The sequence below is a fragment of the Clostridium rhizosphaerae genome (assembly GCF_016765585.1).
Taxonomy (GTDB): Bacteria; Bacillota; Clostridia; order Clostridiales; family Clostridiaceae; genus Clostridium_AT; species Clostridium_AT rhizosphaerae.
This window is the reverse complement of the sequence record NZ_JAESWC010000002.1, coordinates 249300-270161: the sequence shown is the minus strand read 5'-3', so window position 1 is coordinate 270161 and position 20862 is coordinate 249300. Positions and strand designations below refer to the sequence as shown.

The following is a 20862-nucleotide window of genomic DNA, read 5'->3' as shown; positions in this document are numbered from 1 at the left end:
CAGGTAAGTGAGGTGAAATTATATTGGAGGTAAAGCGCTATTCAAAAGAACTTGAGAAGGAATGGGAGGGATTTGTGGGTTCCTCAGTTAACGGCACTTTTATGCAGGAAAGAAAATTCCTGGGCTATCATCCTTCAGACAGGTTTTCAGATCATTCCCTGATATTTATGGATGATAAGATAATCTTAGCCGTTCTTCCTGCTGCTGTAGTACAACAAGAGGATAAACGCATCCTGGTTTCTCACCCCGGCGCTTCCCATGGAGGGCTGATAATAAAGTCCAGTCTTAGCACTAAAAAATGCTTGGAGCTCGTAAGTGCCCTTGTTGAATGTTGTGCCATGAACGGTTTTGACTATATACGGCTAAAACCTGTTCCGAAGGTTTACCATAGAGAGCTTTCGGGCCAACTTGACTTTGCATTAAGGTTTTCTGGGTTTAGGCTTGAGTATACAGAGCTGGCCACAGTCCTTGAGCTGAAAAAAGATGAGGAAGCTTTTGTAAAACTGGTAATGAGCGACACAGCTTTTCGAAACTATCAGAAGGCATTGAAAAGTGGGTTATCAGTGGTTGAGGATGCCAACATAAATGATTTTTGGCCTATCTTAGAACATAAACTTAAACATAATCATAATGCAAAGCCAGCACATACATTTGATGAAATCAAACATCTAAAAACACTTTATCCAGACAGGATAAAACTCTTTGCAGCCTATGAAGGAGCAACTCCTGCAGCGGGTGTTTTGGCATTTTTACTGAACGAAAGAGTTATAAACTGTTTTTATATTGCCCACGACGATGGTTTCCAGCACCTGCGGCCGTTAAACCTTATTTTTGGTCATATGATGGAGTGGGGACTAAAAAACAGTTTTTTATATTTGGACTTTGGCATTTCCACTGAGGCAAAAGGAAGCATCGTCAATACAGGGCTGTTCCGTTTCAAAGAAGGTTATGGTGGTCATGGGATACTCAGAGAGTGCTATTTGTATGAAGTAAACAATAGTAAATAGTTTAAAGGGGTTGGGGTAGTGAAATTAGCAGGTCATCAACCGAATTATATTCCTTGGCCGGGATATTTTGTTAAGATGGCACAGTGCGATATTTTTTTTATTTTAGATACTGCTCAGTTTCAAACAGGCAGTTCACTTGATAATAGGAATCTTATCAAAACTTCCCAAGGGACTCAGATGCTAACTGTGCCGGTGAAACGCAAAGGCATGGGCTTGCAGCGATTTAATGAAGTTACTGTCATACCGGGGTGGAAAAGGGATCATCTTATGGCACTGAAAGTAAACTACGTAAAGGCACCCCATTTCAAAGAAGTATTCCCTATGATGGAGCAGGTATTGCAGGATACCGGATATCTTATAGATACCAACCTAGCTTTTATCAAGCTCGTACATGACCTGCTGGGACTTAAAACAAAGCTTGTCTTTTTATCAGATTTACCTCAATTTGGTGAGCTTCGAAAAAATGAACTGATAGCTGCAATCTGCTCCCACTTTTCTGCTGACAGCTATCTGTCCGGTATTGGAGGAAGGGCATATATTAAGCCAGAGGTTTTTGAAAAACAAGGTATTAAATTCGAGTATTTGGAATATGAGCCTGTAGTATATCCGCAGCTTTGGGGAGGTTTTATCCCCAATTTATCTATAGTTGATATGTTATTTAATTGCGGTGCACAGGGCACACGCAAGCTTTTGTTGAAAGAGGTGCAAGTATGAAAAGAATACTGTTTTTTGCACATAGTTCTAAATATACTCTTGGGCTGCCCCAGGGCTTTAGGGAACTGAATTGTCCTGTTTATATCCTCAGAGATTTAAGTAGAAGTTCTATTATAGACGCAGTTGACCACTTTAGGCCTGATATTATGATAACAACGGGATGGGCTTACCGCAGGTATAGCCGTGAGCATATAGACGAGCTTACTAAAAGAGCTGCTAAATATAAGGTGAAACATGTCTATTGGGCAACTGAAGATCCAAGATGGACGGAAAAGTGTTCCTTCAGGTGTATTGAAACCTATAAACCTGATGCAGTTATGACCATACATCCTGGCAGTGTAAATAAATACAGGGAGCTTGGGCTTCCTGCGGGGCATCTGGATTTTGGCTGCAATCCGGAATTTAATAAGTATGAACATCCAAGCAGTGAATATGACTATGATGTAGCTTTGATCGGAAATGGCGGAAGAGAGTGGAAGTCCTATCGTAAGGATAGCGTTCAGATATTACTTAAGCCTTTGGTGGAAAGGGGATATAACATTGCTATTTGGGGGAAGCGATGGGACAGTTTTAATGAGGAGCTGATGGGGTTTAAGATCCCAGCCCATATGATCAAAGGTGAACTGTCCTATGAGGAAACAAATAAAGTATATAATTCAGCTAGAATTATATTAGGCTTGCAAAATGACCATGACATGCTAACATCTCGGACTTTTGAAGTACTGGGTTCCGGCGGTTTTTTACTGACGGTACCAACACCATCTGTCACCAAGCTGTTTATAAATAATGTTCACCTATCCTGTGCTTCTTCCTCGGAAGATACAGTTGAACTGGTAAATTATTTTCTTAAAAATACTGCAGCACGTCAAGAGATATCTCGCAATGGCCAGCTGGAGGTTTACACAAAACATACTTATAAGGAACGGGCCAGACAAATTCTTGATTTCTGCTGTTCAGTTGAAAGGAATTGAAATGGAAATGGATAATCAGAAAACTATAAAACAAAAGGTTTCTCTAACTGGTACCAGCATTACTGGCGAAACTAATGCAAAGGTTACTTTTTATCCAGCCCCAACCAGTACTGGTATAATATTTATCCGTAATGACCTGCCAGGCAGCCCTAAAGTAAAATGCTCATTTGAAAAAGCAAATGTTGAATACAGATGGTCTTCTCTTGCTGATGGAGACGTTCGAATCGAACACACGGAGCATGCCTTGGCAGCCTTATCAGGATTAGGCTTGGACAACGTATTTATTGAGCTGGAACAGGCCAGTCTGCCCGTAACACCGGATTACAGCAGTAAAGAGTTCAAAGAAGCCCTCATTGGAGCTGGCATAGTGGAACAACCTGCCAAGAAGGAAATGATAAAAATACTTAAGCCCATCATTGTATATAAGCGTGAAAGCTTAGAGGATATGGAATATGAAAAGTTCCTGATAGCTCTTCCCTACGACGGATTCAAACTAACCTATATGCTTGACTATTCCAATGTGCCTGAGTTTTCTCAAGTAGCTGAAATGGACATAACTCCTGAAACCTTTGTAAGTGAGCTGTCAGATGCCCGTTCTTATATAATTGAGTCAGAGCTTGAAGAGATAGTAAACCTAACTGGGAAAGTCAGCTCAAATGTATTGGTAGTGAAATCCGGGGCTGAGTATAGCTCGTGGAAATGGCCCAATGAACCTGCTAGGCATAAAGTGCTTGACCTTCTCGGAGACCTTGGCTTACTTGGGAAAAAGGTACAGGGACATGTGATAGGCTTCAGATCCGGTCACCGGCTAAATCTAGAGCTGTGCAAAAAAATTTATGAGGAGTGTAATAATGATTGCTTTAGATAAACCTATGCTTGGCATAGAGGAGGTTGATTACATTGTCAGCAGCTTACAAAAATATGAATGAAATCAATGGTTCTCTGAGTGTATTAGTTACAGGTGCAGGTTCGGTTTACGGACTGGGTATTATCAGGTCACTTAAAGCATCGGTGCTTCCTGTTGAAATAATAGCAATTGATACAAACCCATATTCCCTAGGTTTATTTTTTGCAGACAAAAGCTTTATCGCTCCCCGGGCAGCAGATGAAGAAAACTATTATATGTTTATTAAAAACCTTTGTATAGATCATCAGATTAAAGCCATATTTATAGGCTCTACAGCGGAGCTTCCCTTTTATTCAAGAAATAGAGAATCCCTTGAAGCTTCTACAAGGTCAATGGTATTTGTAAATTCTCCGGAAGTGTTAGAGCTTTGTACCGATAAGTGGCTCACCATGTGCCATTTGTCTCGCTGCGGTTTTCAAATTCCCGCAACTATCAGGTATCCTGAAGATGCTGGTATGCTGTCCTCATTTATTGAAAGTGCTGGGTTTCCCCTGATAGTCAAGCCCCGTTTTGGACGTGGCTCAGTAGGTGTTGTTCTGGCTAAGGATAAAGAGCAGCTGCTTGAAAGTATAAAGGGTAAGGAAAGCCTACTTATACAGGAATACATCACAGATGAGGAGCAAGAGTTTACCGTAGGGATTTGCATAAATCAAAAGGGAAAGGTCATTTCCAAAATCGCTTTAAGGCGGTATCTGCAGGAAGGAGTTTCTATTGCTGCAGTTTCTGATAGTTATCACGATATTACAGATTATTGTGCGGTGGTTGCAAGTACACTGGGAGCGTATGGGGCTATAAATATTCAATTGCGCCTTAAAGATGATAAGCCAGTAATTTTCGAAATAAATCCCAGATTCAGCAGTTCCACAGGGATGCGGTTACTATTTGGAATAAATGAGCCGGAAAGCTTAATACGCTCAGAAGTGCTTTGCCAGGATGTAATACCCGGCTGCGCATCAACTGGTCTTGTACTCCGGCAATACACTGATTATTACTTCCCACTAGATAAGATCTTGCGTCCTAATATTACGTAAAAATTATTGAAAACCACGACTAATTAATTGATCGTGGTTTTTTATGTTTTAAAATGCAAATAGAGCAATGTAGAAATTTTAAAGGTAATAAGTATAACTTAGCAAATTCCAGCAACTTATACGCAATGGTTGGGAAATGCCACCTTTAATAGCTCAACATGAAGGAAATGATCTTTTAGTGAACGATGGGAACCACCGTCTGGAAGCTATGTGTAGGGAAGGTATTGAAAAGTGCTGGGTAATTATTTGGAATACTCATTATCAGGATAATATTAGTGCTTTTAAATAGGAATTCGATATATTTAATTACTGTAAAATTTTGAGGATATTTACTTAAATGCAAGAAGAAAATATTACTCATAAAAATCTACGTTATAACTGTCACGGTGAACCGTATCATAAGTAAATGAGGTTTATGCCTTAACCATTAAAATTGCTTGGTTAGGGCTTTTTTTATGGCAAAAATATCTTATAATAATTACTAAAATATACTAAGTCTAGCTATGGATTTTTACAAAATATGCTATAATTAAAAGAGATGAAATAAATGATACTGAAATTTTTAAGTATGGGATAAATAGTAATTTATAGGTGGGATGAAAGAAAAAATAAAGGGGCTGTGTAATTGTGGGTATATTGTTTCTTTTACGTTGCGTCGAAACTGTAGTTGCATTTATATGTATGAACCTGTCACTTGGGTCTTTTAAAAAAAATGCAAGATTTCAAAGGGTCATATCTGTTATTATGTTATTTGCAGTTTGTATTATTATAGCAATTATATATAATAATGCAGGTGTGGCAATTGTTGAAAAGATATATATTCCGATTATGATTCTTGTTATTTGCCCAATTATAATCATTAATTCTAATGATAAATTATGGGTAATATTATTTAATTTTTTTACCCAATTCCTTATATATAGTGGTATCAGTATGATATGTACTAATATTTATATGATATTTCCCTTAAAACCAGAATGGATTTATTTACTAACACGAGCTGTTGCTTTTTCTCTTATTATTTTCATTGAAGTAAAATATATACGAAAACATTTTCGATACTTTCTTCAAATCATTAATTCTGGGTGGCATATATATTTGTTATTAATAATTTCATTTTGTTTACTTATTGCGTTGCTAAGTGCATATCCTACAATGTATTATAACCGTTCTTTTTATTCACAACTGGAAATTGTAGCGGCTTATATCCTGCTGGCATTAGTATTATATGGAATGTATTATACTTTGTGTAACACGAAAGAAAAATATGAATTGCTAGAATCTGAGAAAAGTATAAAAGAAAAAGTTAAATATATGGAAAAAAATATAAAAATGAAAGAAGATATATTTGCAAATGTATCACATGAGTTTAAAACCCCTTTGAACTTAATTGTAAGCTCAAACCAATTAATAGAGGTTTATTTGAAAAATGATCTACTTACCGCTAATAAGGAAAAAGCACTAAAAAATATTAATATAATTAAACAAAATTGTTATAGGTTTACAAAGCTTATCAATAATATATTAGATATGTCAAAAATAGATTCAGGATTTTTAAAGCTGAATCTGAGCAATGAGAATATAGTTAGTGTCATTGAGAATATTGTAGATTCAGTAGCAGAATATATTAAGCTAAAAGGATTAAGTATTACTTTTGATACAAATACAGAAGAAAAGATTATTGCCTGTGACCCTGAAAAGATTGAGAGAGTTATTCTGAATCTTATTTCAAATTCAATAAAATTTACAGATTCAGGGGGCAGTATATTTATAAATATTTTAGATAAAGGACACATTGTTGAAATAGAAGTAAAAGATACGGGTATAGGAATAGATGCGGAACATTTGGATAGGATCTTTAAAAGATTCCATCAGATAGACAAGACTCTTTCACGTAATGTTGAAGGCACTGGTATTGGATTATCTCTGGTAAAATCACTTATTGAATTGCATGGGGGTAATATAAGTGTTGATAGTGAAGTTGGTAAGGGAAGTATATTTAAAATGGAGCTTCCTGTAAATACACTAGAAGATACAGAAACTGCTTTCATAAAAGACTTTACAAAAAATAAAATTGAAATGATTAATATTGAGTTTTCTGATATACATACAACTTAAGCATTGTAATTTAGAATTATATCATAATTATGTATAGATAAAATCATAGAAACAGGGAATTTAAAACCCTGTTTTTTTATACCTAAAATTCGGATTTCTATCAAAACACATGTTGAGAAAGTTTTCTTGATAAAGTGAGTTTAGATTGCTTTTATGTTCCCACTTAAGGGCTTGGCGGAAGCTTTAAAAAATCTATAAGTATACTCAGGACAGCTTAAAGACCAGTTCCACCGGAGCACAGAAATTCTGTATTTCCTTCATACTCCTTGCTATGCTTCTTGAATACAAGAGATTTGACAAGATATATCTTCTTAAAGTAAATAAAACAGCTTCGGGAAGGGAAATAGTAAAACTTGAACCAATAAGGACAAAATTACTGAAAGAGCTTCCGCGAATCCGTTCTTCTCAGAGCAAGTTACGTTTGATTCCATATAATAAAAATGGTACCTATATAGGTACCATTTAAAGTTATCTCACAACAAGATCAGTAACATTTCTCTCAGTTATCTGAGCTGAATGTTTAGCTATTAAATTTCCCCCGGTTGAAGAAAATATGTTTCCTGCTATTATAGTATCCATAACAACAGACACTTCCTGCTGACTTATATTGTCTTTAACATCGGGAAGTGTAACATTGGCTCTTGTGCCTTCTTCATTTAAAAAAGTCATTATTAAACTTTTATCTGCCATTTAAAATTCCTCCTTTCTTCTCAATTCTCAATTCTCAATTCTTAAATTACTCATTAACTAAAACACTGTCGTCGGTTCTTCCCACGCTGACAAACTCATTTTTTAATAGGGAGCCTAAAGCTGTTCCTATTTCAAGTAGCTTGTCAGGAGCTGCTGTCACTTTTACATTTGAAAACTTTTTAGCTTTTATAATGTCCTTTCCATTTGCGTCGATTCCAGCCTTAAACTTTATGCTTAAAGCTGAGCTTACAGGTGTGCTTACTACTGCCATATCTTTTCACCTCCTCGTTTGAATTTTGATTACATACATATATATGCAGTTTTTAAGGTCTTTTAAAAATTATTGCTTAAAATGATTAGAAAGTTTGTATAAAACATAATCCTTTTTCTTAGAAGCTTCATAATAGGTCATGCCTTTTTTCTCAGCATAGTTTTTAAGAGATAAACCTTTGTAATATACCATCGTAACAAGCTCCATTTCCTGTGGAGGAAGCTTTGATACTGCTCTTTTCACTTCTAGAGCTTCTTCAGTTTTGAGTACGTCTTCCTCCAGGTTTTCTAAAGAATCTATGCAGTCTATATACTCATTAGCTTTGCCATAAGGATCAACAACGGAATTTAGGCTCAAGGCCTTTTCATGCTTTGAGTTTTGCCTTGCAGTGTATTTAAAAGCATTTTTAATGGATTCATAAACATAGCTTGAAAAGGTGCAGGAGCCTGTCCTGTATTTTGAAAGCGCATTAATTATTGCCATGTAGCCTATCTGCTCCAGATCATAAATATCATAGTTTCTAATGTTGAATTTCCTTGCGGTTTTAAATATAAAAGGTTTATATTGCTTCAGGACTTTTAAAAGTTCCTCTTGATTTCCGTTTTTTGCTCCTATAACACAGGTTTCAATTTCGTAGTGATTCACAGTATCCCTCCTTAAATGCCTTCATAACGTAGGAAGGCATAATCAATATATAATGCAATAAAGTTCTTACATTAAGGATGTCATAAAATATCCAAGTTTCAAGGATTTTTAGGACATCCTTAATGTATTAGAACTTTTGCATTATATATATACAGCTGAAAGCATTGTTTTTGGACCTTTTTCGAAAATATGAGGTTTTTTGTATATGTATTAATGATAACAGAAAAATTGATTGGAGGGTAAAAGTGCTAAATGCACTTTTACGGGCAGTTTGCGAATGAGAATGAGCGTGTTTAAACTGCCCCGGTCCGACAGAAGGAGGTTGAAGTGCTAAATGCACTTCAACGGGTAATTTGCGAGGCTAAAGTCCTAAATGGACTTTAGTGGGTAACTTATGAGCGAAGCGAATATCTTAAGTTACCCAGTGCCCGAAAGGGAGCGAGTGCTCTAAATTACCCAGTGTTTCGAGTGAAAGGAGAGAAAGATGGATAGAAAAGAATTTATTAATTCAGTGAAAGAGGGTGCTTTAAAGGGCTATGCTGATTACAGGATTTTGCCAAGCCTTACTATAGCTCAGGCAATTCTTGAAAGTTCCTGGGGAAGCTCACAGCTTTCAGTAAGGGCAAGGAATTTATTTGGCATTAAGGCCTTTTCAAACTGGAGAGGGGATAAGATTACTCTGCCTACAACTGAATGGTATGGAGATAAGAAGCAGGTAATAAACTCTGATTTCAGAGCCTATGACAGTTTTAATGAAAGCATTGAAGACCACAGCAAGCTGCTTTCGAGTGTTAGGTATACGCCTGTTAGGGAGTGCTCTAATTACAAAGAAGCCTGCAGAAAGATTTATGAGTGTGGTTATGCCACAGATCCTGCATACCCTGAAAAGCTTGTAAGGATAATTGAAGAAAACAAGCTTTATGACTTTGATAATTCTGAAGTGCTGCCTGAGGTTTCTGTAGCTACTAAAGAGGATAAAACACTTAAGTTTCAAAGGCTGTGCAATAGTCTAGGAATAAGAGATTATGAAGGAAAGGCTTTAGCAGAAGATAATAAACTTGGGCCAAGAACAAGAAGCTGTATTGGTAAAATGCTGGTTCTAAAGGAGGGTTCAAAAGGGGAAGCTGTAAGATTTGTTCAGGAAATTGTAAAGGCAGTGCCTGTGGACGGAAGCTTTGGACCAATAACTAAAAAGTGTGTTATGGAATATCAAAGAGCTAAAAATATTGAGGTAGATGGTATAGTGGGCACCCAAACTTGGACTACAATTGTTACTACATAAAAAATCACACCTATAACAGGTAAAAATGTTATAGGTGTGATTTTCGTTTATGCAGATTTACGCTCATCATTACCGCCAAGCTTAACTGAAAGTATAGTTGAAAGCTGATTTATAGAGGCAGCCAGACTGTCCATTTTGCTTTCAATTCTAATAAGTAAATAGGCAGCAACTGCTATGGGAAAACCTACATTTGCTATAGCTTTTAAAAAGTCTTCCATGGTATTCCTCCCTTCCGTCGGAAGCACTGAGCAATTAAAGATTACTCGCTACCGCTCGCTAATTGCTCGTAAAAGTCCATTTAGGACTTTTACCTCCTTTCCACTCGGAACACGGGGCAGTTAAGAAACGCTCATTGCCACTTTCAAACTGCCCGTTAAATCCCATTTAGGGCTTTAACCTCCTTTCCTTGCGTTGATAATAATAAATATGCAGGAAAAAAGGAGGTTTTAGAAGTTATGAATATTTATAGCTCTAGCGAATCATATAAGAATATTGTGAATTAATATAACTTCTGATTATGCTCTTTTACAGGAGTTAGAGGAACTTATTCATTGATGTATGATTTGATACCCGAAATCCAAGATTTTCATATAATGGTCTTCCTTTTTCAGTAGCCATTAAATCAACTGCGGCAACGCCTAATAGCTTTGCTTCTGATAAAAGTTCAGTCATAACTTTCGTCGCAATTCCTTTTCCTCTATGTTGAGGGTATGTAAAAACATTGTATACCGTACCTACAAGATATGATGAAAACGCTATTAGCGGAGGTCTTTCCACGATTGACATAAATGCAGTTGCTAATACTTCATTTTCATTCTCGGCAATGATAGCAATAAATCTCTTGTTAAGGTGCTCCGTAAAATATTCTTCTAACTTCGTTCTAATATCTTGCACTTCTTCCGAAGAAGACACACCTTTTTCTGCAAACAGGTATTCCATACGAATCTTTATGAGGAGGTCAATATCCTCTTTAACCGTTTTTCTTACTTTCATGTTTTGCACCACCTTATATTATTTCTTTTTTACCTTATCATATTTTTATATTTAATCCATCATACGCAAATTCTATATTGTCATAATTCTTTGCTTTTTCCAAATAATCATCATATGATAATCCCCAATCCTCTTCTAAATGAGTCATAATAACCTTATTAACATTATACTGTTTTTTTAGTTCAACAATTTCATCCATAACAAACATATGTTTTCTCATCTCATTATCGTTTTCAATAATAAAATTATCTTTTGCTACATCTGAAGTTATTGTATCTCCAATTATCAACAAATTAGCATTATTAAATAAATCTTCATCTGGAAAAGGTTTTACATTACATGGTGCATAAATAACCTTTTTATCCTTTTGCTCAAATACAAATACTGAGCTAATCTTATTACTAACAGGTATGATTGTAATTTTTATATCATTTATATTTAGTTCTCTATCAACAAGATTTATTTTTATTAAATTATAGTTTTTTTCGTAATTTTCAACATACGGTCCGAATTTATTTTTTATTGATCTTATATCTTCAATTACATAATCCAATCCAAACACATTTATAGGTTTTTTATTTTTAATTCCAACCGATAATTCACACCAATTTATTTTTATCTGTTCAAAAACTCTCATCCCTAGAGTATGGTCGGGATGCCAATGGCTATAAAGCACATTATCAATACTCTTTACATCAAATTTATTTAGTGCAATATTGATATCCTCCGGAGTATCAATTAACAAATTGATATCCTCTATAAATAATGAACATCCAAAACGCGAATATGGGGTTCCCTTCTCCCTCGCTTCTTTACATACTCTACAACTACATGTTGCTCTAGGTATTGACGTACATCCTCCAGAACCCAATACTTTAAATTTCATGTAACTTACCTCCAATAATTTCTTTTTTCATCAAGCATAAGCTTTTTCTTTATGTTCTCAATATTTTTAACTGCTTCTTTTCCACTACTAAAATACTTTTTATAGGTGTTGGTATATCTTCAGGCGTAGGTTCGTTCTTATAGTTTTATTGCGTCATATTTTACAAAGTTGAAGTAATTATAAAACATTAATTATTACAACCTTTATGAAGATTCTGTATCAGATTATTTCATCATATTCAATGCTTTATCTATAGTCTCTTGTATAATAGGACTGCAACATTTGCCTAAAGGATTATTAATCTCACACTTTCCGTTTTTCTTTGCTCCAGTAAATTTAATAATATCCTTCATATCTTTTGCTCCGTCTTTAAGGACAGCACTAATGATTTGCTCTTCTGTTACTTGGTTGCAATAGCATATATATTTGGGATTAGCGTCTTTTTTATACCATATGGGAATTTTAATATCTTTCTTTTTAAATATCTCATTTGCTACAGTATCATAATAAACAACATCACAATCTTTGTTTAAGCAAATACGATAATTACCATCATGTACTTTAGTTGAAATATTATCAAGAACAAAATGTTTAACTGTTATATTTTTAACTTCTTGTGTAGGTTCTTTACATATAGGGCATACAGGGAGTTGTTCTACTGTACCAGTAGACTTTTCTTTACTCGCTCAACAAGTCATTTTAATATTTTTATTTTCCATAATTTTCACCGCCTAAATCAAATCGTTAGTTTGGAGTTTTCTACAAGGATACAATAGTCTTTAATTAAATCATATCATATAAAGATGAAAGAATATAAGTAATTGTTACTGTGCAGATGTTAGTGGGAGTATATGTGATAAGAGTTAAAATCTAAAAAGCTTAAGCTGGTTTAAAGGATAAGGAAACTTGAGGGCTTAATGGTTTGTACAAAGCTTCCATGTATCAGCTTCTTAAAAATTTATCTTCTTTTCTTCCTGAATGCAGAAGGTGCCGCTCTAATTTTTTTCAACAATAACTTTTAATGACCTCTTTTTCTTTACTAATTTTACAACAATTACTGACGCACTTATAGCAAGGGGATAGGTAATAGCCCATCCTGCAAAAATAAAAATAATAATAGTAGCTATCAGAGATATCAAGCTGACGATAAACTCTATCTTATTATCTTTAAGAAGTACAACTCCAGCAGCACAGCCCGCTAAATAAGTAAGAATAAAAGTTGCATTTGGAAGCTGTATTAGGGTTGTGAGAGAAACAATTTTTAAAAAATATAATGTAAGTACTACAAAAAAGCACAATGCTAAGAAAATAAGTCCTCCTACCGGTGTATTGTATTTTCTAGAAATGAGTCCAAAGAACTTTGGTGCTTCTCCGCTTTGAGATAGTGAAAATGCCAACCTTGAGGCAGCTCCTACATAAGCTAGTACTGTAGCTGTACAAATAAGCAAACTAACTATTCCTACTATTATGGCACCTGATGAACCCAAAATTCTTTCAATTATAGAAACCAGTGCTGCCTGTGAGCCTGCGCCGTAACTATTAGTACCTACTGTTATAAGTGCAGTCATAAAATATAATAATCCGACAATTATAGCAGAAATTATTGTGGCTTTAATAACATCTTTTTCTGGATTTACAAATTCTTCAGATAAGTGAGAAACTGCCTCCCAACCTATAAAGCACCAGAACAAAATAGTAGAGGCTTTAAAAGCACTTACAATTCCTTTTGGCGCAAAAGGAGTAAAGTTATAAGCCTTTATGCTTGGTAAAGCTCCAAAGATTGAAATAACAAGTATGACTATAATGCTTATTACTACCGCTACTTGAACTCCTCCAGCTATATTCATACCTATTAGGTTAATAGTTATAGCTATAATAAGCATAAACGCTGCTATTATTATTGTTGTATTTATACCAAGCCCAAAAGCAGAGCTTAAGTAGCTTGCTCCAGTTAAGGCTGCAATCGGTGCTCCTATAGGGACAGACATAAGGAAAAACCAACCGATAATTGCTCCTGCTCTATTACCAAAGGCTTTAGTCACAAAATGTGATACACCTCCGGCACTTGGATACTTTTGAGATAAAAATGCCATACAAAGTGCTAGAGGCAAAACTAATATCATCATTGCTCCCCAAGCGAGCATGGAGGCAGGACCTGCTATCTCTGCTGCAAGCCCTGGAATTATTAAAATACCGGAACCTAACACAGCACCTATATATAAAGCAATTGCCTGTGGCAGTCTAATGGTTTTATTAAAGTTATTACTCATAAACAACATCTCCTTTTTATTATCTTTAAGATTTATTTTTATTAAGCCTTCTGATATAATAAATTATATTCACTAACTGACATTCTTGAAAGTGACAATTTGTTTATTATTTATGGGGTCAGTTTGGAGGTTTTTATGTTTGAATTAGCTTCAATTTTTAAAAAAAATTTAGATTCCCCACTTTACTGTCAGCTATATCAGCACATACGGGAGGAGATAAAATCAGATAAACTACCTGTTGGAACAAAGCTTCCTTCAATTAGACAGTTATCTCAAGATTTAAATATAAGTAAAAATACTGTTGAATTGGCATATCAGCAGCTTACTGATGAAGGATATATAAAAAGCAGACCAAGAAGTGGTTTATATGTAGCAGAACTAGAAAAGGATTTTAATAGGAGGGTTCCAGTTTTAGCAGATTCAAGGCAAAAGGAAAAAGATAATTTAAAACAAGAATACAAATATGACTTTGATCCAAATGCAGTAGATCTTGAGCACTTTCCCTTTTCTACTTGGAAAAAAATAACTAATGAATGTTTAAATCCCTATAGAAATGATTTATTTAAATATGATGTTACAATGGGAAATAATAAACTTAGAGAAGTAATTTCAATGTATCTACGTCACAGCAGGGGAGTTTACTGTGATAGCAGCCAAATAATCATTGGTGCAACTAATCAACACCTGATAGGGATTCTCTTTCAAATCTTATCTTTTGATAAATTCAAGGTTGCTATTGAAGATCCTGGTTGTATAGAAATGAAATCCATATTCAAAAATTTTTGTTTTGAATTTGTTGGTATACCTGTTGATAACGATGGTATAGATTTAGAAAAATTAAAATGCAGTGGTGCAAAATTGGTATATATTACACCCTCTAAACAATTTCCCTGCAGTGTGGTTATGCCTATTGGGAAAAGGCTAAGTCTTTTAAAGTGGGCTGAGGAAGAAGATGTGCTGATTATTGAAGGAGATTATGATGGAGAATACAGATATCATGGAAAGCCAATACCTGCTCTTCAAGGTTTGACTAATGCAAACAATGTTATTTATTTAAGCACTTTTTCAAAGTATATATTTCCTTCTATATGTATCAGTTATATGGTGCTTCCGGAAAAATTAGCAAAAATCTATAATAATGGACTCTATTTTCATGAGCAGTCTGTTCCAAGAATCAGTCAGCAAATTCTGCATCAATTTATTGAAGGAGGTAACTTTGAAAGACATTTAAGAAAAATGAGAAATCTATATAGTAAAAAGCATATGATCCTTATTAATTCCATTAATGAATTTCTTGGAGATAAGGTCACTATAGTAGGGAAGGATGCAGGTCTTCATATTCTTATTCAAGTGGATAACGGCATGACTGAAGAAGAACTTATTGAATTAGCAGCCTTACGTGGTGTGAAAGTTTATTCTTATAAGGCCTATTTATGGAATAGAGATACCTATAGTATTCCAAGAATAATAATTGGGTTTGGAGGATTGAATATAGACTCTATAGTTTATGGAATAAAATTGCTAAAAGAAGCTTGGAATTAGGGAGAAAGATATTCTCCCTAATTCTATTTTTTTAGGAAATTAGCTAGATTGATTGAGTTTGCTAATTGCTCCATGGTATGCTGCTGAAATGGCATTTGTACACATACGAATATCACGCCAGTAGAACTTGCAGCACAAAGGAGTAATATCAGCTTCTTAAGAACATAGCTTCTTAAATTCTAAAGAAGTTAAATATAAAAATTCTAGTGTTAGTATATTTTCGTGGACACATTCACATTTAAGATATTAAGATTAATATATACGAAGGGAAGTGTCCAGATGAGACCGACAGGAAAGAGATATACAGATGATTTTAAAAGAATGATAATAGAAGTTTATAACTCAGGTAAACCAGTACGTGAGATTTGCAGCGAATATGGCATAACAAACCCAATTATATATAGGTGGTTAAAGAATCCTCCAAGCAGTGAACTGCAGAAGCCTATAATAAAAATTAATGATGATTTGAAGGAGATCAATAAAGATAAAGAGCTTATAAAACTCCAGAAGGAAATTGCACGCATTAAAGAGGAAAATGAAATATTAAAAAAAGCTATCGCCATGTTCGCAAAGGAAGAGAAGCTATACTAGGATTTATTGATGAAAACAAAGATAAGTATTCAGTTAAAACTATGTGTAGGGTGCTTGAAATAGCTCGAAGCACATTCTACAAGTTTCATAATAAAACACTAAGTAACAGGGCTATTGAAAACCAAAAATATGAAAAAGAGATACTTGCTATTTATGAGAAAAGTAGTAAGCGATATGGTGCACCCAAAATTCATAAAACACTTGAGAAACAAGGATACAAGATAAGTCTTAAGCGTGTTCAGAGGCTTATGAAAAAGCTAAATATATCATCTATCGTTATTAAGCAATATAGACCATATAGAAGCAATACTGAAATTAATGAACGAAAGAATATATTGCTCAGAGACTTTAGTACAAAAACAATCAATGAAAAGTGGGTAGGAGATATAACCTATATACATACAATGAAAGAGGGCTGGTGCTATTTGGCATCAGTTATGGATCTTCATACAAGAAAGATAATAGGCTATTCTTTCTCAAAAGTCATGGATACAAGCTTAATTATTACAGCTTTAAAAAACGCTTATGATACACAAAGGCCTAACGGCTCAGTTATTTTTCATTCTGATCTCGGAACCCAGTATACTAGTGAACTATACGTAGAACAACTTAAAAAATATAATATGACAGCCTCATATAGCCGTAAAGGCTGTCCCTATGATAATGCCTGTATTGAGTCGTTTCATTCTATTCTTAAAAAAGAAGAAGTTAGTCGTGTAATATACTACGATTTTGCTGCTGCAAGGCTACAGCTCTTTAAGTATATTGAGGGATGGTATAACAGGCAAAGGATTCATGGCTCAATTGGTTATTTAACGCCTCAGGCCAAAGAAGACTTGGCTAAGGCGTCAAATTCATAAAAAAATTGTGTCCAAAATATTGACCTAGGTCCAATTCTTAAATTCTTACGTTCTTTACTTATAAAATTCTTAAGAATTTAACTTCTTTTCATCCTGAAGGCTGAAGTTAAATATGTAGTTGTAGTAGTAAGATATAGCCATATCAACTATGGTGTTGAACAGCACATTAACATTCGGATGCTCTGCTTTCAATGCATTGAGCTTTCTTACTGTTGAAGGTCTCATGGCATAGGATCTCTTCACAGTAAAATTTTCTCCGTTTATAGGTGGAGTAAGGCCTCTAGGTGCAGAGGAATATGTTTGACTCTGAAGGCTCAGAGGTTCATTGCTCTTTGCTTGAGCTGGTACCTTTGGAGCTATAGCTTTATTATCGTTAGGAGCAGCACTCATTTCAAAGCTAAAGGATGACAGCACTTTTCCAGTGTTAATATCTCCTTCAATGAATCCTTCATCATCAATATCACATACATCAAGAAACTCCACATTAGAATTGTTTTTATTTTTTCTGCTTGTTGATTGAGCTTTTAATACCATGTTATCATCTCCTTTAAAAAATTCTTTCTAAATATATAAATACACATCTTTAGATGCATATTTATTAAATTATGAGTTCTGGGGATATTTTTTATTGCAGCTGGAGCTTATAAAATTTATAAACAAGGAGGTTAAAGTCCTAAATGGACTTTAACGGGCAACTTGCGAGGTAAAAGTTCTAAATGAACTTTTACGGGTAACTTGTGAGCGGAAGCGAACATCTTAAGTTACCCAGTGCCCAAAGGGGAGCGAGTATGGTAAGTTGCCCCGTGTTCCGAGAGAAAGGAGGAAATGCAGATGTTTGTTGATAATGCGGTAGTTAAAAAGTTTGAGGGAGGGGAGGTCTATGATAAGTTTGCCATTGCAGCAACTTTGTTTGATGTGAGCTTTAAGGGAGCTTCCTGCAGTGTTATTGAATCACAGGTGTTGAAGAATTGTGAGGGGTGCAATTTGAAGTTTTTATGTAGGAAGATTGATGAGGTTGTGAATGATTATACGGAGAAGACTGCCGTGGTGACGCAAAGTTTCAACTTTAGTAAATAAGATTAAATGGCTGCACTTTTAAGCAATTTTAACGGCTTGGAAATGCAGTCCTTTTATACGGAAACAAGAACCGCTCACATTATGACTTCTGCTTTATTTATCTGTTTCATAAGCGCTGATAGGATGCCCATTTTTTTTAGCCTCTGACTGTTTATTTAACAGTGTTGCCTTACGCAAGAATTTTGTATGTATTCCTCTTTTACATACTTCTGCTCCAAGTGGAGTTGCTAAAAAAGTCTTGCATTTCCGTACATCACTATATTTGCCATTGTCTCTAGAAATCTTAGTGATTACTACGCTCCATTAGAGGCGTAGGTTCATATTATTGTACAATAAAGAAACCATCAATTCATTTATAAACACGGCCCGAAGGTGACACCTGCATAATAATTTATATTGTAGAGGAATGTTCCTCATATTCATGTACTCTGTATCAATACGAGTAGAGTTATGTACGATACGGCCTAAAATAGCATCAGCCATAGTGCCACCCCCTAGGCGAGTATGGCTCTGACACATTTTACTGAGTACATAATAACGAGAATGGCAATCATATGATTTCTCAGTAAGCTCAAGAATGAACCTAACATCACATCAGATAATTCTTGAAGGAGCCATTCATCTAGAATCAGAAAGTTGGTATTTAGAAAATTTTCTTACTAATTTGCTGACCCACTTGCCTTGTAGAGTGACCTCAGCACGGAGTTTTAAAAGTTCTGGCACTCTTATGTAACGCACTCTATATAGTTGTCTACAGGCAGCTTTGCTTAATGCGCAAGCTAAAAAAGTTTTATCAGAGCCTGTAAAACCATTAAGCACAAGACTAAAATTATTTCGCATATATTGGCTGGTTGAAAGCTTGAGAATTTGATTTTTATCAAGCCCTCTATCTGCTTAGTAAATTGAGTTTACATCTGTATCGGTAAACTGAATTTAGCTTGCTTTATTAAGCGTCTTGAACGCTTATTGTTTTTTCTGATATAGACTCTCAGTAACTAAGGTAACTTTTTCATCAAGGGTCATGGCTGAGTAGAGGGAGTGATTGTCATCATGCATTTTTAGTATATCAATCATTTCATTTCTGGTTGATTAAAAGCATCTTACACAAAAAACTTGACAGACTTAGCTAAGGGGAACCTTCCAAAACAGGTTCCCCTTTTAAAATGTTATACTATTAGCATTATCCTTAAATAAAGTCTTATCCAAAACCACATCCTAGTGGTAAATAAAAAGGCATAGCTTCTAGCTGCCAGTTTTTTTGTAATTATTATTTGAGTCATGAAGTTTAACAAGTTTACTGCAAGTATTAGGTCCTGCGACTCCATCAACTACAAGATTGTTCTTCTTCTGATATTCTAAAACTGAGTTATAGGTATTTATTCCAAATATCCCGTCAATGTTAGCCATATAAAGATTCTCATTTCTTAATAGATACTGCAGCTTTTTAACATCGTCACCTCTACTGCCTCTCATTAAGATTCTTGTAAAATTAATGTCATCGTAAGTTTCTGTTGTTGTTCCATTGCCTGAACCAGTGCTGTTACCCGGACTTCCGGTATTGCTTGAGTTCCCAGGCTTTGTGGTACCACTATTTTCTAGGCCATTGCTAGAGGTTCCTGGAGAACTCGTATTGTCAGTTCCGGCAGTGGTGGGAGGATTATTATTGATTTTCTCTTGTATAGGGTTTAAATAACTTTTGTATGAAAAGTAATTTGGTCCGCCTTTAAGTAAGAAGAGAGCTGCAATTCCAATCATAATGATTAAATAAACTGCAAATCCAACTACTAACTTCTTTTTCAAGTACCCATCTCCTTTCCGAGTACTCACATTAATGTATATTCATGCAAAGTATGTAGATTGCCACTGAAAAGTAATTTTGTTAAACCTTTTATGATTTTATTACAGAGCAAGTGTAACACAATTGGTCCATACCTCATATTAATGTACTACGGTAACACTATATTAAGAAGTGATGGTGGTTTATACCCAAGCAATATCTAAATAACTGATGATGATCCGCTAAAATATAGACAAGCATTATGAGAGTAAAGAGTTAAACAAAACAGTTAATCAAAATAGTTCAGCAGATTAATTATTTAAAGGAGTTTCTATGAAAAGCAGTTGTTATAGCATGGGAGATATTGCACGAAAGACGAACATGTTATACGAGCTAAGTGATGAGGAAAGGCAGCAACTAAAACAAGTTTTGCTAGAGATATATCAGGATATTCTTAATTTCTGTAACAAGGAAAATCTGTGCGCCATGTTAGGCGGGGGAAGCGCTTTAGGCGCAGTAAGACATGGAGGATTTATTCCTTGGGATGACGATTTAGATTTAATTATGCCCCGTAAAGATTATGATTATTTTTTTAAAGAGTTTCCAAAGCATTATGGTGATAAATATACATTATATGTTCCGCAAGAAGGCTATAAAATGAGTAACTTATTTGGGAAAGTAATCAAAAAAGGTACAGAGTTGGTTGAGTTACAGAAAATCACAAGCGATTTTGATAAAGGAATCTATGTTGATATTTTTCCTCTTGAATTTGCTCCTGATAACATTATTGGTCAAAAGGTCAAAGGAATATTATCAACAATACTTGGTTTAATTGCAGTATCAATTTTTGCATATCAAATGAGAAACCCTTTGATAGATAAATTTATGAAACAAAACAAGCGCACTTATTTTGTCTATAAAGTTCGGTTATTTCTTGGTTGGTTGCTTTCCTTTAAAAGTTATGAATATTGGTATATGAAATTTGATAGATTTGTAAGATCAAAAAGAGTTACGAATTACGTTACTATTCCTACAGGTAGAAAGCGATATTTAGGAGAACTGCAAAAAAATGAGGTCTATTTTCCAATAAGGCCTGTTGAGTTTGAAGGTAAAGAGGCTTATATACCAGGAGATTATAATAAATTTCTTACAGATCTTTATGGTGACTATATGAAAATTCCACCTGTTGATAAAAGGGAAAGACATTATTTTGTAAGTTTTAAAATTTAG

21 protein-coding genes and 1 pseudogene are annotated in these 20862 nt (G+C 34.8%); 11 read left to right on the top strand and 11 right to left on the bottom strand.

Features of this window, described 5'->3' with window-relative positions; translation table 11 throughout:
• Positions 1 to 23: 23 nt before the first annotated feature.
• The 6 genes from JK636_RS04515 (at position 24) to JK636_RS04485 (ending at position 6748) form a co-directional block, all read left to right on the top strand.
• Positions 24 to 1007 (top strand): GNAT family N-acetyltransferase, encoded by a 984-nt coding sequence (locus JK636_RS04515; protein WP_202747645.1) that lies wholly within the window; start codon positions 24 to 26, stop codon positions 1005 to 1007.
• A gap of 18 nt (positions 1008 to 1025) precedes the next feature.
• Positions 1026 to 1721 (top strand): WbqC family protein, encoded by a 696-nt coding sequence (locus tag JK636_RS04510; RefSeq protein ID WP_202747644.1) that lies wholly within the window; start codon positions 1026 to 1028, stop codon positions 1719 to 1721.
• Entirely contained in the window at positions 1718 to 2692 is a 975-nt protein-coding gene (locus JK636_RS04505; RefSeq protein ID WP_202747643.1) for a CgeB family protein, read from the top strand. Before JK636_RS04510 ends, JK636_RS04505 begins: the two co-directional genes overlap by 4 nt.
• Before the next feature lies 1 nt (position 2693).
• Positions 2694 to 3560, top strand: a complete 867-nt coding sequence (locus JK636_RS04500; protein WP_202747642.1) for a UDP-3-O-acyl-N-acetylglucosamine deacetylase — start codon at positions 2694 to 2696, stop codon at positions 3558 to 3560.
• Between the two features lie 32 nt (positions 3561 to 3592).
• Complete coding sequence (locus tag JK636_RS04495; RefSeq protein ID WP_202747641.1) at positions 3593 to 4630, top strand: ATP-grasp domain-containing protein; 1038 nt, start codon at positions 3593 to 3595, stop codon at positions 4628 to 4630.
• 1098 nt (positions 4631 to 5728) lie between these two features.
• Positions 5729 to 6748: a sensor histidine kinase gene (locus tag JK636_RS04485; RefSeq protein WP_243428117.1), complete on the top strand. Its 1020-nt coding sequence runs from the start codon at positions 5729 to 5731 to the stop codon at positions 6746 to 6748.
• 468 nt (positions 6749 to 7216) lie between these two features.
• Here JK636_RS04485 and JK636_RS04480 read toward each other — a convergent pair whose 3' ends face one another.
• The 3 genes from JK636_RS04480 to JK636_RS04470 all read right to left on the bottom strand — a co-directional run bounded on the left by JK636_RS04480 (position 7217) and on the right by JK636_RS04470 (position 8354).
• On the bottom strand, positions 7217 to 7438 hold the full coding sequence (locus tag JK636_RS04480) for a DUF2922 domain-containing protein (RefSeq protein ID WP_202747639.1): 222 nt from the start codon (positions 7436 to 7438) through the stop codon (positions 7217 to 7219).
• Positions 7439 to 7484: 46 nt separating this feature from the next.
• Complete coding sequence (locus tag JK636_RS04475; RefSeq protein WP_202747638.1) at positions 7485 to 7709, bottom strand: DUF1659 domain-containing protein; 225 nt, start codon at positions 7707 to 7709, stop codon at positions 7485 to 7487.
• Between the two features lie 69 nt (positions 7710 to 7778).
• Positions 7779 to 8354 carry a sigma-70 family RNA polymerase sigma factor gene (locus tag JK636_RS04470; protein ID WP_202747637.1) on the bottom strand — a complete coding sequence of 192 codons (576 nt, stop codon included), beginning with the start codon at positions 8352 to 8354 and terminating at the stop codon, positions 7779 to 7781.
• Between the two features lie 484 nt (positions 8355 to 8838).
• On the opposite strand from JK636_RS04470, the gene JK636_RS04465 reads away from it, so the two are divergent.
• Positions 8839 to 9636, top strand: a complete 798-nt coding sequence (locus tag JK636_RS04465) for a glucosaminidase domain-containing protein (protein WP_202747636.1) — start codon at positions 8839 to 8841, stop codon at positions 9634 to 9636.
• A gap of 47 nt (positions 9637 to 9683) precedes the next feature.
• On the opposite strand, the gene JK636_RS04460 is transcribed toward JK636_RS04465, so the two are convergent.
• The 5 genes from JK636_RS04460 to JK636_RS04440 form a co-directional block, all read right to left on the bottom strand.
• On the bottom strand, positions 9684 to 9854 hold the full coding sequence (locus JK636_RS04460) for a YvrJ family protein (RefSeq protein WP_202747635.1): 171 nt from the start codon (positions 9852 to 9854) through the stop codon (positions 9684 to 9686).
• A gap of 316 nt (positions 9855 to 10170) precedes the next feature.
• Complete coding sequence (locus JK636_RS04455; protein ID WP_202747634.1) at positions 10171 to 10629, bottom strand: GNAT family N-acetyltransferase; 459 nt, start codon at positions 10627 to 10629, stop codon at positions 10171 to 10173.
• A gap of 37 nt (positions 10630 to 10666) precedes the next feature.
• Positions 10667 to 11515, bottom strand: a complete 849-nt coding sequence (locus JK636_RS04450; RefSeq protein WP_202747633.1) for an MBL fold metallo-hydrolase — start codon at positions 11513 to 11515, stop codon at positions 10667 to 10669.
• 224 nt (positions 11516 to 11739) lie between these two features.
• Complete coding sequence (locus JK636_RS23795; protein ID WP_338025725.1) at positions 11740 to 12234, bottom strand: Csac_0668 family 2Fe-2S cluster-binding (seleno)protein; 495 nt, start codon at positions 12232 to 12234, stop codon at positions 11740 to 11742.
• Between the two features lie 276 nt (positions 12235 to 12510).
• A complete protein-coding gene (locus JK636_RS04440) occupies positions 12511 to 13785 on the bottom strand; it encodes an APC family permease (protein WP_202747632.1) in 1275 nt (424 codons plus the stop codon).
• Positions 13786 to 13920: 135 nt separating this feature from the next.
• Between JK636_RS04440 and pdxR the strand changes: the two genes are divergently transcribed.
• Positions 13921 to 15327: a MocR-like pyridoxine biosynthesis transcription factor PdxR gene (pdxR, locus tag JK636_RS04435; RefSeq protein ID WP_202747631.1), complete on the top strand. Its 1407-nt coding sequence runs from the start codon at positions 13921 to 13923 to the stop codon at positions 15325 to 15327.
• A 279-nt stretch (positions 15328 to 15606) separates the two neighbouring features.
• Positions 15607 to 16778 (top strand): IS3 family transposase gene (locus JK636_RS04430; RefSeq protein WP_420839261.1). Its coding sequence is split into 2 segments (ribosomal slippage): positions 15607 to 15880 and positions 15880 to 16778, totalling 1173 coding nucleotides; the frame shifts between segments, so codons are not numbered across the junction.
• 69 nt (positions 16779 to 16847) lie between these two features.
• Here JK636_RS04430 and JK636_RS04425 read toward each other — a convergent pair.
• On the bottom strand, positions 16848 to 17312 hold the full coding sequence (locus JK636_RS04425) for a hypothetical protein (protein ID WP_202747629.1): 465 nt from the start codon (positions 17310 to 17312) through the stop codon (positions 16848 to 16850).
• 291 nt (positions 17313 to 17603) lie between these two features.
• On the opposite strand from JK636_RS04425, the gene JK636_RS04420 reads away from it, so the two are divergent.
• The gene (locus tag JK636_RS04420) at positions 17604 to 17855 is read left to right on the top strand and encodes a hypothetical protein (RefSeq protein ID WP_202747628.1); all 252 of its coding nucleotides are present in this window, start codon (positions 17604 to 17606) and stop codon (positions 17853 to 17855) included.
• 618 nt (positions 17856 to 18473) lie between these two features.
• Here the strand turns inward: JK636_RS04420 and JK636_RS24115 are convergent.
• A pseudogene (locus tag JK636_RS24115) lies at positions 18474 to 18731 on the bottom strand (ATP-binding protein); the annotation flags it as partial.
• Positions 18732 to 19097: 366 nt separating this feature from the next.
• Complete coding sequence (locus JK636_RS04410; protein ID WP_202747627.1) at positions 19098 to 19655, bottom strand: peptidoglycan-binding domain-containing protein; 558 nt, start codon at positions 19653 to 19655, stop codon at positions 19098 to 19100.
• 331 nt (positions 19656 to 19986) lie between these two features.
• Between JK636_RS04410 and JK636_RS04405 the strand changes: the two genes are divergently transcribed.
• Positions 19987 to 20862 carry a LicD family protein gene (locus JK636_RS04405; protein ID WP_202747626.1) on the top strand — a complete coding sequence of 292 codons (876 nt, stop codon included), beginning with the start codon at positions 19987 to 19989 and terminating at the stop codon, positions 20860 to 20862.